This window comes from Pseudomonas sp. CFBP 5748, from assembly GCF_053850495.1.
On the sequence record NZ_JBSPTN010000016.1, the window covers coordinates 50454 to 63563 of the forward strand.

Annotated in this window: 15 protein-coding genes; 9 read left to right on the top strand and 6 right to left on the bottom strand. The window is 60.4% G+C overall.

Annotated features, from left to right (window positions below; all coding sequences use genetic code 11):
- Positions 1-113 precede the first annotated feature (113 nt).
- Together ACWNZ1_RS26170 and hemH are read left to right on the top strand one after the other, a co-directional pair.
- On the top strand, positions 114-1013 hold the full coding sequence (locus tag ACWNZ1_RS26170; protein WP_135847132.1) for a TIGR01777 family oxidoreductase: 900 nt from the start codon (positions 114-116) through the stop codon (positions 1011-1013).
- Positions 1014-1026: 13 nt separating this feature from the next.
- Complete coding sequence (gene hemH, locus ACWNZ1_RS26175) at positions 1027-2052, top strand: ferrochelatase (protein ID WP_256453727.1); 1026 nt, start codon at positions 1027-1029, stop codon at positions 2050-2052.
- A gap of 118 nt (positions 2053-2170) precedes the next feature.
- Here the strand turns inward: hemH and ACWNZ1_RS26180 are convergent, their stop codons facing one another.
- Together ACWNZ1_RS26180 and upp are read right to left on the bottom strand one after the other, a co-directional pair.
- Positions 2171-3445 (bottom strand): uracil-xanthine permease family protein, encoded by a 1275-nt coding sequence (locus tag ACWNZ1_RS26180; RefSeq protein ID WP_135847130.1) that lies wholly within the window; start codon positions 3443-3445, stop codon positions 2171-2173.
- 2 nt (positions 3446-3447) lie between these two features.
- Entirely contained in the window at positions 3448-4086 is a 639-nt protein-coding gene (gene upp, locus ACWNZ1_RS26185) for a uracil phosphoribosyltransferase (protein WP_018606486.1), read from the bottom strand.
- A gap of 176 nt (positions 4087-4262) precedes the next feature.
- Between upp and ACWNZ1_RS26190 the strand changes: the two genes are divergently transcribed.
- Positions 4263-4820: a hypoxanthine-guanine phosphoribosyltransferase gene (locus ACWNZ1_RS26190; RefSeq protein ID WP_135847129.1), complete on the top strand. Its 558-nt coding sequence runs from the start codon at positions 4263-4265 to the stop codon at positions 4818-4820.
- 3 nt (positions 4821-4823) lie between these two features.
- The gene (locus ACWNZ1_RS26195; RefSeq protein WP_135847128.1) at positions 4824-5297 is read left to right on the top strand and encodes a WbuC family cupin fold metalloprotein; all 474 of its coding nucleotides are present in this window, start codon (positions 4824-4826) and stop codon (positions 5295-5297) included.
- 74 nt (positions 5298-5371) lie between these two features.
- On the opposite strand, the gene dauA is transcribed toward ACWNZ1_RS26195, so the two are convergent.
- Positions 5372-7111, bottom strand: coding sequence for a C4-dicarboxylic acid transporter DauA (dauA, locus tag ACWNZ1_RS26200; protein WP_135847127.1), 1740 nt, complete (start codon positions 7109-7111; stop codon positions 5372-5374).
- A gap of 352 nt (positions 7112-7463) precedes the next feature.
- Here dauA and ACWNZ1_RS26205 point away from each other — a divergent pair, with 352 nt between their 5' ends.
- The 3 genes from ACWNZ1_RS26205 (at position 7464) to ACWNZ1_RS26215 (ending at position 8951) form a co-directional block, all read left to right on the top strand.
- Positions 7464-7949 carry a hypothetical protein gene (locus tag ACWNZ1_RS26205; protein WP_135847126.1) on the top strand — a complete coding sequence of 162 codons (486 nt, stop codon included), beginning with the start codon at positions 7464-7466 and terminating at the stop codon, positions 7947-7949.
- 61 nt (positions 7950-8010) lie between these two features.
- Complete coding sequence (locus ACWNZ1_RS26210) at positions 8011-8298, top strand: PA4642 family protein (protein WP_256453725.1); 288 nt, start codon at positions 8011-8013, stop codon at positions 8296-8298.
- 191 nt (positions 8299-8489) lie between these two features.
- Positions 8490-8951, top strand: a complete 462-nt coding sequence (locus ACWNZ1_RS26215) for a hypothetical protein (RefSeq protein WP_135847124.1) — start codon at positions 8490-8492, stop codon at positions 8949-8951.
- Positions 8952-9011: 60 nt separating this feature from the next.
- Here ACWNZ1_RS26215 and mqo read toward each other — a convergent pair whose 3' ends face one another.
- Positions 9012-10517: a malate dehydrogenase (quinone) gene (gene mqo / locus ACWNZ1_RS26220; protein ID WP_256453724.1), complete on the bottom strand. Its 1506-nt coding sequence runs from the start codon at positions 10515-10517 to the stop codon at positions 9012-9014.
- Positions 10518-11253: 736 nt separating this feature from the next.
- Complete coding sequence (locus tag ACWNZ1_RS26225; RefSeq protein ID WP_256453723.1) at positions 11254-11487, bottom strand: hypothetical protein; 234 nt, start codon at positions 11485-11487, stop codon at positions 11254-11256.
- Between the two features lie 205 nt (positions 11488-11692).
- Here ACWNZ1_RS26225 and ACWNZ1_RS26230 point away from each other — a divergent pair, with 205 nt between their 5' ends.
- On the top strand, positions 11693-12277 hold the full coding sequence (locus ACWNZ1_RS26230) for a YajG family lipoprotein (protein WP_135847121.1): 585 nt from the start codon (positions 11693-11695) through the stop codon (positions 12275-12277).
- Between the two features lie 70 nt (positions 12278-12347).
- Here ACWNZ1_RS26230 and ACWNZ1_RS26235 read toward each other — a convergent pair whose 3' ends face one another.
- Positions 12348-12554, bottom strand: a complete 207-nt coding sequence (locus ACWNZ1_RS26235; RefSeq protein ID WP_135847120.1) for a hypothetical protein — start codon at positions 12552-12554, stop codon at positions 12348-12350.
- A 231-nt stretch (positions 12555-12785) separates the two neighbouring features.
- Between ACWNZ1_RS26235 and ACWNZ1_RS26240 the strand changes: the two genes are divergently transcribed.
- A complete protein-coding gene (locus ACWNZ1_RS26240) occupies positions 12786-13067 on the top strand; it encodes a hypothetical protein (protein ID WP_135847119.1) in 282 nt (93 codons plus the stop codon).
- The last annotated feature ends 43 nt before the right edge of the window (positions 13068-13110 follow it).

Consider the following 13110-nt stretch of genomic DNA (forward strand, 5'->3'; position numbering starts at 1 on the left):
CGCATTTGGACAGGTTGTCCTATTGTTAAACACAGACTCTGCCCGATACGAAAAATCCCTGCTTATAAAAATAGACTAGTGGGCCGATTAAAACGCGATGCGAGGAACATCTCATGCACATATTGCTGACCGGCGGTACTGGTTTGATCGGACGTCAGCTCTGCCGCCTCTGGTTGGAGCAGGGACATCGCTTGACGGTATGGAGTCGTCGACCTGAAGAGGTGGCAAAAATCTGCGGTGCGCAGGTGCGCGCAATTGCCCAGCTCGATGAGCTTGGCGAGTCGGTGGATGCGGTGGTCAACCTCGCGGGTGCGCCGATTGGCGACCGCCCTTGGAGCCACAAACGCAAGCTGTTGCTATGGAGCAGCCGCATCACCCTGACTGAAAATTTGCTGGCGTGGATGGAGCGTTGCGAGCAAAAACCGCAGGTGATGATTTCAGGTTCCGCAGTGGGGTGGTACGGCGATGGCGGTGAGCGTGAGTTGACCGAGGAATCGGGACCGGTCAGCGAGGATTTCGCCAGCCAGTTATGCATCGCCTGGGAAGAAACCGCGCAGCGGGCCGAGGCCATGGGCGTGCGTGTGGTACTGATTCGTACTGGCCTGGTCCTGTCTGCCGAGGGCGGCCTTTTGTCGCGGCTGTTGCTGCCGTTCAAACTGGGGCTGGGCGGGCGTATCGGCAGTGGTCGGCAGTGGATGCCGTGGGTTCACATTGACGATCAAATCGCCCTGATTGATTTTCTCCTGCACCGCTTTGATGCCAGCGGTCCTTATAATGCCTGCGCGCCGAACCCGGTGCGCAACCGCGATTTTGCCAAGGCCCTGGGGAAGGTATTGCATCGACCTGCCGTGGTGCCGATGCCGGAATTGGTGCTGAAAGTTGCCCTGGGAGAGTTGTCATTGCTGTTGCTGGGTGGTCAGCGGGCCACGCCAGCGCGATTGCAGGCGGCGGGTTTCACTTTTCGGTTTACTGATTTGCCTGCGGCCCTGGACGACTTGTCGGGCCGCCTTTGAAATAGGACGTTGCATGACCGATCACGCGTTGCTTCTGGTGAATCTGGGTTCGCCTGCTTCCACCTCGGTGGCCGATGTGCGCCGCTACCTCAATCAATTTCTGATGGACCCGTACGTCATTGACCTGCCATGGCCGGTGCGGCGCTTGCTGGTGTCGCTGATCCTGATCAAGCGTCCCGAGCAGTCGGCCCACGCCTATGCCTCGATCTGGTGGGACGAGGGTTCGCCGCTGGTGGTGCTCAGCCGTCGGCTGCAGCAGGCCATGACGGCTCAATGGACCCAGGGGCCGGTGGAGCTGGCGATGCGTTATGGCGAGCCGTCGATTGAGTCGACGTTGGTACGCCTGGCGAGCCAGGGTCACAAGAACATCACGTTGGCGCCGCTGTATCCGCAGTTCGCTGACAGCACCGTGACCACGGTGATCGAGGAAGCCAAGCGGGTGGTGCGGGCCAGGAAGCTCAATGTGCAGCTCTCGATTCTCCAGCCGTTCTACGATCAGCCGGAGTACCTCGATGCCTTGGTCGCCAGCGCCAAACCGTATCTGATGCAAGATTACGATCATCTGCTGCTGAGTTTCCACGGCTTGCCGGAGCGGCATCTGACCAAGCTCGACCCGACCGGCTTTCATTGTTTCAAGGATGCCGATTGCTGCAAGAACGCACCGCCGGAGGTCATGGCGACGTGTTACCGCGCGCAGTGCATTCGTACCGCCGAGCTGTTCGCCCAGAAAATGGGGTTGAAGGACGGCCAGTGGTCGGTGTCGTTTCAGTCGCGGCTGGGCCGCGCCAAGTGGATCGAGCCGTACACCGAGGTGCGCCTGGCTGAGTTGGCCAAGGGCGGCGTGAAGAAAGTGCTGGTGATGTGCCCGGCGTTCGTGGCCGATTGCATCGAGACTCTGGAGGAAATCGGTGATCGCGGGCGTGAGCAGTTCCGCGAGGCTGGGGGGGAGGAGTTGGTGCTGGTGCCGTGTCTCAATGACCAGCCGCAGTGGGTCAAGGCGTTGAGTACGCTATGTGAACGGGCGCCTATAGCGCTATAAGGAAAAACCTGTGGCGAGGGAGCTTGCTCCCGCTCGAGTGCGAAGCGCTCGCAAAGTTTGGGGTTGCTGCGCAACCCAGCGGGAGCAAGCACCCTCGCCACATTAGGTTCAGGCTGATTTACAGAAGCGGCTCATCGGCCTTCTTCTGCTTCCAACCGTCATTGCCCGGCAGCAGCAGGTTCAGGGCGATCGCCACCACCGCGCACAACGCGATGCCTTTGAGGCCGAAGTCGTCCGGGCCGCTGCCGGTACCCACCAACATGCCGCCAATACCAAACACCAGCGTCACCGAGACGATTACCAGATTGCGCGCCTCCCCCAGGTCGATCTTGTGGCGGATCAGCGTATTCATGCCCACCGCCGCGATCGAACCGAACAACAGGCACAGAATCCCGCCCATCACCGGCACCGGGATGCTCTGCAACAGCGCGCCGAACTTGCCGATGAACGCCAGGCTGATGGCGAAGATCGCCGCCCAGGTCATGATTTTCGGGTTGTAGTTCTTGGTCAGCATCACCGCGCCAGTGACCTCGGCGTAGGTGGTGTTGGGCGGGCCGCCGAACAGGCCGGCGGCGGTGGTGGCAACGCCGTCACCGAACAGGGTGCGATGCAGGCCGGGGTTTTTCAGGTAGTCACGACCGGTCACGCTGCCCACGGCAATCACCCCGCCGATGTGCTCGATGGCCGGCGCCAGGGCCACCGGCACGATGAACAGGATCGCCTGCCAGTTGAACTCCGGCGCGGTGAAGTTCGGCAGGGCGAACCACGGTGCGGCGGCGATCTTTGCGGTGTCCACCACACCAAAATAAAACGCCATGGCAAAGCCCACCAGCACACCGGAAATAATCGGCACCAGGCGGAAAATGCCTTTGCCGAACACCGCGACGATCAGGGTGGTGAGCAGGGCCGGCATCGAAATCATCATCGCGGTTTGATAATGAATCAGCTCGGTGCCGTTGCCGGCCTTGCCCATCGCCATGTTCGCGGCAATCGGCGCCATCGCCAGGCCAATGGAAATGATCACCGGACCGATGACCACCGGCGGCAGCAGTCGGTCGATGAACCCGGTGCCCTTGACCTTCACTGCCAGGCCCAGGAACGTATAGACGAAACCGGCCGCCATCACGCCGCCCATGGTCGCCGCCAGGCCGAACTGGTCCTTGGCGAGGATGATCGGGGTGATGAAGGCAAAGCTGGATGCCAGGAATACCGGTACCTGCCGGCGGGTGACGATCTGGAACAGGATCGTTCCCAAGCCTGCGGTGAACAGCGCCACGTTTGGGTCCAGCCCCGTGATCAGCGGCATCAGGACCAGTGCGCCGAAGGCGACGAACAGCATCTGGGCACCGGACAGTACCTGGCGCCAGAGCGGATCGTTGAACTCGTCCTGCATGCTCAAGCGTCCTTCTGCTTGGTGCCGAAGATCTTGTCGCCGGCGTCGCCCAGGCCCGGGATGATGTAGCCGTGCTCGTTGAGTTTCTGGTCGATGGAGGCGGTGTAGATGGTCACATCAGGGTGAGCGTCATGCACGGCCTTGATGCCTTCGGGGGCGGCGACCAGCACCATGGCGCGGATGTCCCGGCAGCCGGCTTTTTTCAACAGGTCGATGGTGGCGACCATGGAGCTGCCGGTGGCGAGCATCGGGTCGATGATCATGGCCAGGCGCTCGTCGATTTCCGGTACCAGTTTCTCCAGATAGGTGTGAGCCTGCAGGGTCTGCTCGTTGCGAGCCACGCCCACGGCGCTGACCTTGGCGCCCGGGATCAGGCTCAGCACGCCTTCGAGCATGCCGATGCCGGCGCGCAGGATCGGCACCACGGTGATCTTCTTGCCGGCGATTTTCTCTACCTGGACCGTACCGGCCCAGCCGTCGATTTCATAGGACTCCAGCGGCAGGTCCTTGGTGGCTTCGTAAGTGAGCAGGGCACCGACTTCCTGGGCGAGTTCGCGGAAGTTCTTCGTGCTAATGTCGGCGCGGCGCATCAGGCCGAGTTTGTGTCTGATCAGCGGATGGCGGATCTCGAGGATGGGCATGGGGAAGGCTCCGGCGGCGGGCAAAAAAACCGGCCTAGATTAATCTATCCGAGGGTGTTGTCCTATAGACAATACAGAACGTTAGTCCACAAACGCTTGATCTGGCCGGGCGGGATGCGTACCTTTGCCGGCTTTTCCGAACCCCTCCCTCCCCTTAACCTCTCCTGGAGAGCGCCATGTCTGCTGATCTCGAGCATATCCGTCAAATCATGCGAGAGGCTGACTGCCTGTACACCGAAGCCGAAGTCGAAGCGGCTATCGCCCGTGTCGGTGCACAAATCAACGACCAACTGGCCGAGACCAACCCAGTGGTGTTCTGCGTCATGAACGGCGGGTTGATTTTCTCCGGCAAGCTGCTGACCTATCTGAACTTCCCGCTGGAAGCGTCCTACCTGCACGCCACCCGTTATCGCAATGAAACCAGCGGCGGTGATCTGTTCTGGAAAGCCAAGCCGGAAGTCTCGTTCATCGACCGCGACGTGCTGATCATCGACGACATCCTCGACGAAGGTCACACCCTGGGCGCGATCATCGATTTCTGCAAACACGCCGGCGCTCGCGCCGTGCACACTGCCGTACTGATCGACAAGGACCACGACCGCAAGGCCCGTCCTGACTTGAAAGCCGACTTCGTTGGCCTGCCGTGCATTGACCGCTACATCTTCGGCTACGGTATGGATTACAAGGGCTACTGGCGCAACGCCAATGGTATTTTTGCCGTCAAGGGAATGTAATCGATGACTCGGCCGGGCTTTCTGGATCAAGTGCTGTTCGCTGAATTGGCCGAGAAAGCCGCGGCCAGTCCTCGCGGGCGCCAGCACCACAATTTTCATCAGATGGACGAGCCTTGCCATCGCATGGCGGTTGGCTTGCAACCCTCGACCTACATCCCGCCGCATCGCCATCTGAGCGCCGACAAGGCTGAAACCTTGCTGGTGCTCAAGGGCCGGCTCGGGGTGTTGATTTTTGATGAGGCCGGTGCGGTGCTGGACAAGCGCGTCCTGCAGGCCGGCGGCGATTGCCTCGGTGTCGACCTGCCGGCCGGTGTGTATCACGGCCTGGTGGTGCTGGAGGCCGACAGCCTGATGTTCGAATGCAAGGCCGGCCCTTACCGGCCCGTGGGCGAGGGTGAACTGGCCCACTGGGCGCCCCGTGAAGGCGAGGCGGGTGCGGCGCAATATCAAGCCTGGATGCGCGCGCAGTTCGATTGACCGCTGCGGCAGTTGGGCTTTTGTGGCGAGGGAGCAAGCTCCTCGCCACAAAAAGCGCCGTGGCCACAAATCAATCAGGCCAGTTTTGAGTGAGCGCTGCTAGCGGCCAGCCACTGCTCGCTTTTGATCCGCGCCTGCTCCAGGGTTTGCACATACGCCAATTGGCGCTGCTCGCGATGAATACCGGCGCGGCGCAACTTCAGGCGCACCCGTGGTGCGGTCGCTACCAGAATCAGGCCGATGCCCTGTTTGCGGTAATCCTTCAGGATATTTTCAAAAGCAGCCAGCGCGGTCATGTCCAGCATCGGTACAGCGCTCATTTCCACCACCACCACCCGCACCCCCGGATCGAACTTGCGCAACACATCAAGGGCTTTTTCTGCCGCCCCGAAGAACAGCGGCCCACGAATCCCGTAGCAGCGCACATGCTCGGGCATGTCCAGCAAGGCTTGATGGAAGTGGCGCGGCAGTTCGGCGCTGTCCGTCAACTCGCTCATGCGTTTGATGAACAGCCCGGCGGCCAGCAGCAGGCCGACGGCGACGGCCATGACCATATCGAACAAGACAGTCAGGCTCAGGCAGGTCAGCAGCACCAGCACGTCGCTGCGCGGGGCGATGCGCAGGGTGTGCAGCACGTGTCCGGCTTCGCTCATGTTCCAGGCCACTATCACCAGTAGCGCCGCCAGGGCCGCCATTGGCAAGTAGCTGAACAATGGCGCCAGCAGCACCATCGCCAGCAGCACCACGAGGCTATGAATGATTGCGGCCAGAGGTGACGAGGCGCCACTGCGCACATTGGTCGCGCTGCGGGCAATGGCGGCCGTGGCGGTGATGCCGCCGAACAGCGGCGCCACGACGTTGCCCAGGCCTTGGCCGATCAGCTCGGCGTTGGGATCGTGCTTGCTGCCGGTCATGCCGTCCGCCACCACGGCGCACAACAGCGACTCGATGGCGCCGAGCATGGCAATGGCGAAGGCCGGGCCCAGCAATTGGCGGATCAGGTCATAGGAAAGCGCCAGGGGGTGGCCCTGGCCGTCAGGCAGGTTCCATGGCCAGTCAAAACTTGGCAAAAACGGCGGGATGCCGGGGTAGCTGATGCCATCGACCACGTAGCTGAAGCGCTCGCCCAATGTCGCGACCGGCCATCCGCTGCGTTCCAGCGCCAGTCCCAGTAGCGCCCCGACCAGCAAGGCCACCAGATGCCCGGGAACCCGCGGCACCCAGCGTGGCCAGGCAATCAGCACCGCCAGGCACGCGACGCCGATGATGCCATCGCCGAGTCGGGCACTGGGCAGCGCCACGATCAATTCGCCCAATTGCTCGATGTAGTGCTTGGCTTGCCCGACGGTGGTCAGCCCCAGCAGATCCTTGAGTTGCAAGGTGGCGATGACCACGCCGATCCCGGCGGTAAAACCAAGGATCACCGGATAGGGGATGTATTGGATCAGCCGTCCGGCGCGCATCAATCCCAAGGCGATCAGGATCAGGCCTGCGAGCATGGTGCACAACAACAGGCCGCCGAGGCCGTATTGTTGGGTGATGGGCAGCAAGATCACCACGAACGCCGCCGTCGGCCCGCTGACATTGAAGCGCGAGCCACCGGTAAGGGCGATCAAGGGGGCGGCCACTAATACCGTGTACAAGCCGTGTTGCGGCGGGACACCGACGGCAATGGCCAGGGCCATGGCCAGTGGAATGGCGATAATGCCAACGGTCAGGCCGGCCACAAGATCGCCGCGCAGGCGCTCAAGGGTGTAGCCGGCACGCCAGGTTTGGCGCCAAGCGGCGAATAACGGTGGGGCGGAGAAGGACATGGGCACTCCACGCACGAAAGAAAGGGATACATCCTGAGCTTTGCCAAACACAGAACCCGTGGCAAGGACGCTTGCTCCCGCAGGACCGTAGGAACTGTCGAGTGCAACCAGGCTGCGATCTTTCCCCCGCCACTTGAATCTCAAACGAAAGATCAGAAGATCGCAGCCTTCGGCAGTTCCTACCGCAACCCAGCGGGAGCAAGCTCCCTCGCCACAAGGGCAGACACCGGAAGGCCGGGGCTGATGGCTCCTTGAGTATGCCGTGCTCGTTGCGCGGATGTATTGATCTGGATCGTTATTTTTACCACCTGGGCTCATGCTAGAGTGCCGGGCCAAGACCCTGGAGCCTGTCATGAGTGTACTGACCCGCCGCTGCGCCGCTCTGCTGCTGATGTCCAGCCTGCCCCTGGCGGCTGTTGCCGCGCCGATGCACAGCCAGTTCCTGCCGCCCGACGACTTGGTGCTGCGTCAGGAGCAGCCCGAACAGCAGCAATTGCTGCAGGTCACCGAATATTCGGTGGTGCTGGGCAATCAGCGTCAGTCCAACCAGCAACCAATCCCGGTAACCTCGCCATTGCTGGTGCGCCTCAAGGGCAAGCCCCTGAACAAGGGCGCCACCCTCAACCAGGTGATCCTTAATTTCGACGGCGAAAGCAAAAGCCTGAAGAAGCCGGTTTTCGACGAGGCGAGCAAGACACTGACCCTGTCTTATCCACAGGCTCAGTACCGGGTGGTCATCGATCTGCTGCGCCACGACACCGTATACGTGCAGTTCCTCAGCTACGCCAATGGCCATATCTGGGCCGACCTGCACACCGGTGCCGAACGCCCGCGTTGAGCCCCAGGGCCTGGCGGGGGTAAACTGCTCGCCCCGTGAACTGTGCGAGCTGGAGCCGGCAATGCGTAAAGACAAGAAACAAGTGATTGGTGACGAAATTGGCGATGAACAGATCAAGCTGTTCCTCAATTTCGAGCCGATCGATGCCACTTCGCCGTCGCTGCACAAGCTGATCAAGGGCTACCGCGGCCTGCGGGTCGACGATTTCGAGCGGTTCCTGACGTTTTTCATCGAGGCCGGCTACGACCTCAATGGCAAGGATGAGCATGGCAACGATTTTGTTGCGCTGATCCAGGACCAGCGCAATGCCGAGGAATATATTGCGTTGATCAATAAGGCGCGTGGCTGAGCGCGTTAGAGGCCATGTCAACGCCCTTCGGGGCGCTTGAATGTTCTTATTAAGTATCCCCATTACTTGTTCAAGAAAGTCCGAAAGGTTATGTCACCATTCGGGCTGTTTTGTTTTGTCCGGGTTTCCATTACTTTTGCGTTGAAGCCAAGTGGTTTCAATTCAATCGTTTAAATGGAGCTGTGTTCATCATGGAAGATAAAAATACCTATATCGCCGGAGCGTTATTGGCTTTGGTTGGCTGTTTGGCAAGTTCGATTTCCAATGCGTTCGATGAAATCGTCAATGTGGAAATATTCAACGCAACGTCAGCGGTCATTGTTCCGGGCCGCGATTTCACCTGGTCCCAGGCCCCGGAAAATGCAGGCCACGGCTTTTTTGTGGGTCCCGGCGAGAGTCAGGAGTTAACCTATTATCTGCCCCAATCGCGTGCCGAGCGGGAGTCGTTTACTTATACTCAAGGAAACCGCGCCTGTCATTTCAGTTTCGGGCATATCGCTAAAGCGCCGGTGAGTGATGGGCAGACAATGCCCTATCGTCGCTGGGCTGAAGCGAAGCCGGCAGGTTCCTGTGTCGCAGAGTTGTTGGAAGTTGAAGATGACGACGATTATGTTCGTCATGGCGGAACACGCATCAAGTTCAGCATGAAGTAATAAAGCAGAAATTAAAAAGCCTCCCGTTTGCACGGGAGGCTTTTTTATAAGTGCGCAGTATCAGGCGTAGCTTTGAGCCTTGTTGTCTTCAACCAGTTCCAGCGCGATGTTGTTCTGCGTGCTGATCTTGTGATACAGCGCCGCGTCGGTTTCCAGCACTTTTTCCCGGGCCGGGAAGATGTGTGCGAGCTTGGCCGCCCACTCACCCTTGGCCTTGTCCGGGAAGCAGCGCTCAATCAGTTCCAGCATGATCGAAACGGTCACCGAAGCGCCTGGCGAGGCGCCGAGCAGGGCGGCGAGGGTGCCGTCCTTGGCCGCCACCAGCTCGGTGCCGAACTGCAGGACGCCGCCTTTCTTCGGGTCTTTCTTGATGATCTGCACCCGTTGGCCGGCCACTTCCAGGCGCCAGTCCTCGGCTTTCGCTTCGGGGTAGAAGCGGCGCAGGGACTCCAAACGTTGCTCCATGGACTGCATCACTTCGCTGATCAGGTACTTGGTCAGGTCCATGTTGTCCCGGGCCACGGCCAGCATCGGGCCGATGTTGCCGGCGCGTACCGACAGCGGCAGGTCCATGATCGAACCGTGCTTGAGGAACTTGGTGGTGAAACCGGCGTAGGGTCCGAACAGCAGGGATTTCTTGCCATCGACCACGCGCGTGTCCAGGTGCGGCACCGACATCGGTGGCGAGCCCACTGCGGCCTGGCTGTAGACCTTGGCCTGGTGGTGCTTGACCACTTCCGGGTTGTCGCAACGCAGCCATTGGCCGCTGACCGGGAAGCCGCCGAAACCTTTGCTCTCTTCGATGCCCGAGGCCTGGAGCAGCGGCAACGCAGCACCACCGGCGCCGAGAAACACGAACTTGGCATCGACTTCGCGGCTGCTGCCGGAGTTGACGTCCTTGATGCTCACGGTCCAGCCACTGCCGTTGCGCTTGAGGCCGGTGACGCGCTTGCAGTACTTGACCTGAGTGTCCGGGGCGCTGGTCAGGTGCTTGAGCAACTGATTGGTCAGGGCCCCGAAGTTGACGTCGGTCCCCTTCATGATGCGGGTGGCGGCAATGACTTCGTCAGCCGGCCGGCCTGGCATCATCAGCGGCATCCATTCGGCCATCTTGGCCTTGTCTTCGGTGTATTCCATGTCGGCGAAGGCGTGGTGCTGGCGCATCAGTTCGAAGCGCCTCTTCAGGAACGACACGCCTTTCTCACCCTGCACGAAACTCAGGTGCGGCACCGGGGCGATGAACGATTTGGATGAGCCGAACGTGCCTTTTTTAGTCAGGTACGTCCAGAACTGCTTCGACACCTCGAACTGGGTGTTGATGTGCACGGCTTTCTTGATGTCGACACTGCCATCGGCTGCCTGGGGCGTGTAATTGAGCTCACACAGCCCGGCGTGGCCGGTACCGGCGTTGTTCCATGGGTTGGAACTCTCCGCGGCCCCGGAATCCATCAGCTCGACGACTTCCAGCGAGATCGCGGGGTCGAGCTCCTTGAGCAGTACGGCCAGGGTGGCACTCATGATGCCGGCCCCTACCAGAACTACATCGACTGCTTCGTTATGCGCCATTTAACGCGTCTCCAAAATCTGCAGCACCAAATTGTCGGCATAGCGGCCAGGATTGGCGGGGCAGGTCAGTTGCGCCCCAGGTATCCATGGCCAGGATCGCCATGTCCGAATCTTCGCAATTTTTCGCACCTACTGCGGATGCATGCAGCCTGGCCTCAAGAGTCACATGAACTCATTTAAGCGCCGGGCAGGCAATTCGACTTATGGCCGAGACATCCGTTCGTGCAACCAAATCCGTAGCGGACAGGCTTCAGGCGCCAGTTCTTGAGCGATATCCGGTCCTGTGTCGTTGGGCTGTTTCAGACGCTAATGGTGCTTGTTCAGACGCAAAACTATTCATTTGCTCGCCACACTCTCGTGAAGTTGTGAAAACCCGTTTTTTCACGCTCTTTTGAAGACGTGAACCTCAAAAAAGGGCTGTCCCAGCCTGGCACCGCGCCCGGTTTGGTTGCCCCCATGTAGTACATGACAGGCAAAACGGGCAGACAGCTCAGTGACCGAGCGTAATGACAGCTCTGCAGATTCGCGAAAAGTGGTGTTTTGCCCGGGAACAGCAGGCGCGCCAGCTTCACTCGATCTGTGTGGGCGGCTCTCTGTGGGCGTTGCGGGGTGCCAATACCAGCGCATCGGCGGTGTTGCGAGGCCCGATCAGGAGACGTCCTTATAATCGGGGGGAGATTGTATCGAAGAAACGCAGGGAAATGGTCGTGTTTAATGACTTTTATTAGGCGTCCGGTCAGATGGTCAACAACTGCCGGTTGCGTGCGCGAGCCGCAACCGCTTGCACGCGGGCGCTGGCGGGCAATGGCTGGTGCAGCCAGTTGAGGCGGATCTCTTCGATTTCCACCCAACCTTCGCCCATGGGCTGCAGGCTGCACTGCTTGAAGGCCTGGCAACGGCCGTTGCGATCGAGCAGGGCGAAGCTGCGGTGATGTGGGCGCGGGGTGAACAGGGAAATAAGGTAGCGCATGATCGGATACCGGGTCGGTGAGCTTGGGGCAAGCCTGACAGCTGGCCATGACATGCCGGTGTAAGGATCGTGACAATGGGGTGACAGGAACCGGTAATGCCGGCCCGTGTCAGACATTTCAGTATTCATCGTAAGGCGCTAGTTCACCGCGATGGCGCACCGCTATACTGCCGGCCTGTTTGTGCCCGATTCTGGAGAGAAGAGCATGTTGCAACGCCTGTTGTTCGGTTTGATCGCTGTGACCAGTCTGACCCTCGTCGGCTGCGCCCACAGCCCGCAACAACTTAACCCGCAGCCCACGCTCAATGCCCAACTGGCGCCTGTGGGTCGCGGCCAGCCGGTGGTGGTGCGGGTCGTGGATGGTCGTCCGTCGCCGACGCTCGGCACCCGTGGCGGGCTGTACCCGGAAACCAGCGTGATCACCGTGCAGGGCGCGCAGATCCTGCCCAAGCTGCAGGCCCAGGCTGAAGCAGCGGTGCGTTTGCTGGGTTTCACCCCCACCGCCAATGCCATGAATGCGCCGCAATTGACCGTCACCCTGGCTGAGCTCAAGTACCAGTCGCCCAAGGAAGGCATGTACGTGACCGAAGCGACCATCGGCGCGACCTTCCGCTCCGACGTGCAGAACGCCAACCGCCGCTACAGCGGCCGTTACGGCGCCTCCCTGGACCAGCGTTTCGGCATGGCGCCCAACCAGGAAACCAACACCAAGCTGGTCAGCGACGTATTGAGCGATGCCCTGACCCGGCTGTTCAAGGACCCGACCATTGGTCAGGTGCTGGCTGAGTAAGTATTACGTCCCATAAACCCTGTGGGGGCGAGCAAGCTCGCTCCCACAGGGTTTTTTATGGGCGAGATCTTCACGCTGCCTGGGAATAAAACTCCAGCACACTGATCCCGGTCAGCAGGTCGGTCTCGGGCAGGTCGGCGTGTTGATGGCCGCCGAGGGCGCAATACACCAGCCAGTGTCGATCTTGTACGTTGAAGGACAGGCTGCCGACGAGGTTCTGTTGTTCTTCGCTCGGGCTGATGAGGTAGAGACGATCCTGGTTTTCGGCGTGAAGCATGATGGGGTCCGTGCAGGTTTGAAGGGCGACAGAGTGGCCTGCTCAGATGACGAAACCGTGACATGAAGAATTAGGGTGTTGCACAGTCCCCTCGCCACAAAAGAACCCAGCGCTGCGGTGGGATCGTTACTGGTCGGAAAAAACGGTGCAGAGCGGTGGGCTTTCGGTAGAATCCGCGCCCTGTTCGTAGGTCCCGGGCGTGTCCTGTCCGATTTTCGCTTGAGGTTTGTGATGTCGTTGCATGTGCTTTCGTTGTTCGCCGCCCACCCCGCCAAACTGATCAACCTGCTCGCGTTGCTGTTTGCCTGCCCGGGCGGCTGGGTGTTGCACGCCACGCGCCGCCGTGAACTGCGGGCGCGGGCCTGCCTTGAAGCACGCAATCGTGATGGCAATGAACGATTCGAAGCGCTGCTGGACCTGGCCACCCAGCGCATGAACCGGTTTTTCTACCGGTTCGGTTTTGGCTGTCTGGCGCTGGCGTTGCTGGTTTCGTGGATCAGTACGCAGTTCTGATAGGTCGCTGGGGTAAAGGCGCTTTTGTGGCGAGGGAGCAAGC

Coding starts and splice junctions, on each gene's coding strand:
- ACWNZ1_RS26170 (WP_135847132.1), top strand. CDS start 114: ATGCACATATTGCTGACCGGCGGTACTGGTTTGATCGGACGTCAGCTC.
- hemH (WP_256453727.1), top strand. CDS start 1,027: ATGACCGATCACGCGTTGCTTCTGGTGAATCTGGGTTCGCCTGCTTCC.
- ACWNZ1_RS26180 (WP_135847130.1), bottom strand. CDS start 3,445: ATGCAGGACGAGTTCAACGATCCGCTCTGGCGCCAGGTACTGTCCGGT.
- upp (WP_018606486.1), bottom strand. CDS start 4,086: ATGCCCATCCTCGAGATCCGCCATCCGCTGATCAGACACAAACTCGGC.
- ACWNZ1_RS26190 (WP_135847129.1), top strand. CDS start 4,263: ATGTCTGCTGATCTCGAGCATATCCGTCAAATCATGCGAGAGGCTGAC.
- ACWNZ1_RS26195 (WP_135847128.1), top strand. CDS start 4,824: ATGACTCGGCCGGGCTTTCTGGATCAAGTGCTGTTCGCTGAATTGGCC.
- dauA (WP_135847127.1), bottom strand. CDS start 7,111: ATGTCCTTCTCCGCCCCACCGTTATTCGCCGCTTGGCGCCAAACCTGG.
- ACWNZ1_RS26205 (WP_135847126.1), top strand. CDS start 7,464: ATGAGTGTACTGACCCGCCGCTGCGCCGCTCTGCTGCTGATGTCCAGC.
- ACWNZ1_RS26210 (WP_256453725.1), top strand. CDS start 8,011: ATGCGTAAAGACAAGAAACAAGTGATTGGTGACGAAATTGGCGATGAA.
- ACWNZ1_RS26215 (WP_135847124.1), top strand. CDS start 8,490: ATGGAAGATAAAAATACCTATATCGCCGGAGCGTTATTGGCTTTGGTT.
- mqo (WP_256453724.1), bottom strand. CDS start 10,517: ATGGCGCATAACGAAGCAGTCGATGTAGTTCTGGTAGGGGCCGGCATC.
- ACWNZ1_RS26225 (WP_256453723.1), bottom strand. CDS start 11,487: ATGCGCTACCTTATTTCCCTGTTCACCCCGCGCCCACATCACCGCAGC.
- ACWNZ1_RS26230 (WP_135847121.1), top strand. CDS start 11,693: ATGTTGCAACGCCTGTTGTTCGGTTTGATCGCTGTGACCAGTCTGACC.
- ACWNZ1_RS26235 (WP_135847120.1), bottom strand. CDS start 12,554: ATGCTTCACGCCGAAAACCAGGATCGTCTCTACCTCATCAGCCCGAGC.
- ACWNZ1_RS26240 (WP_135847119.1), top strand. CDS start 12,786: ATGTCGTTGCATGTGCTTTCGTTGTTCGCCGCCCACCCCGCCAAACTG.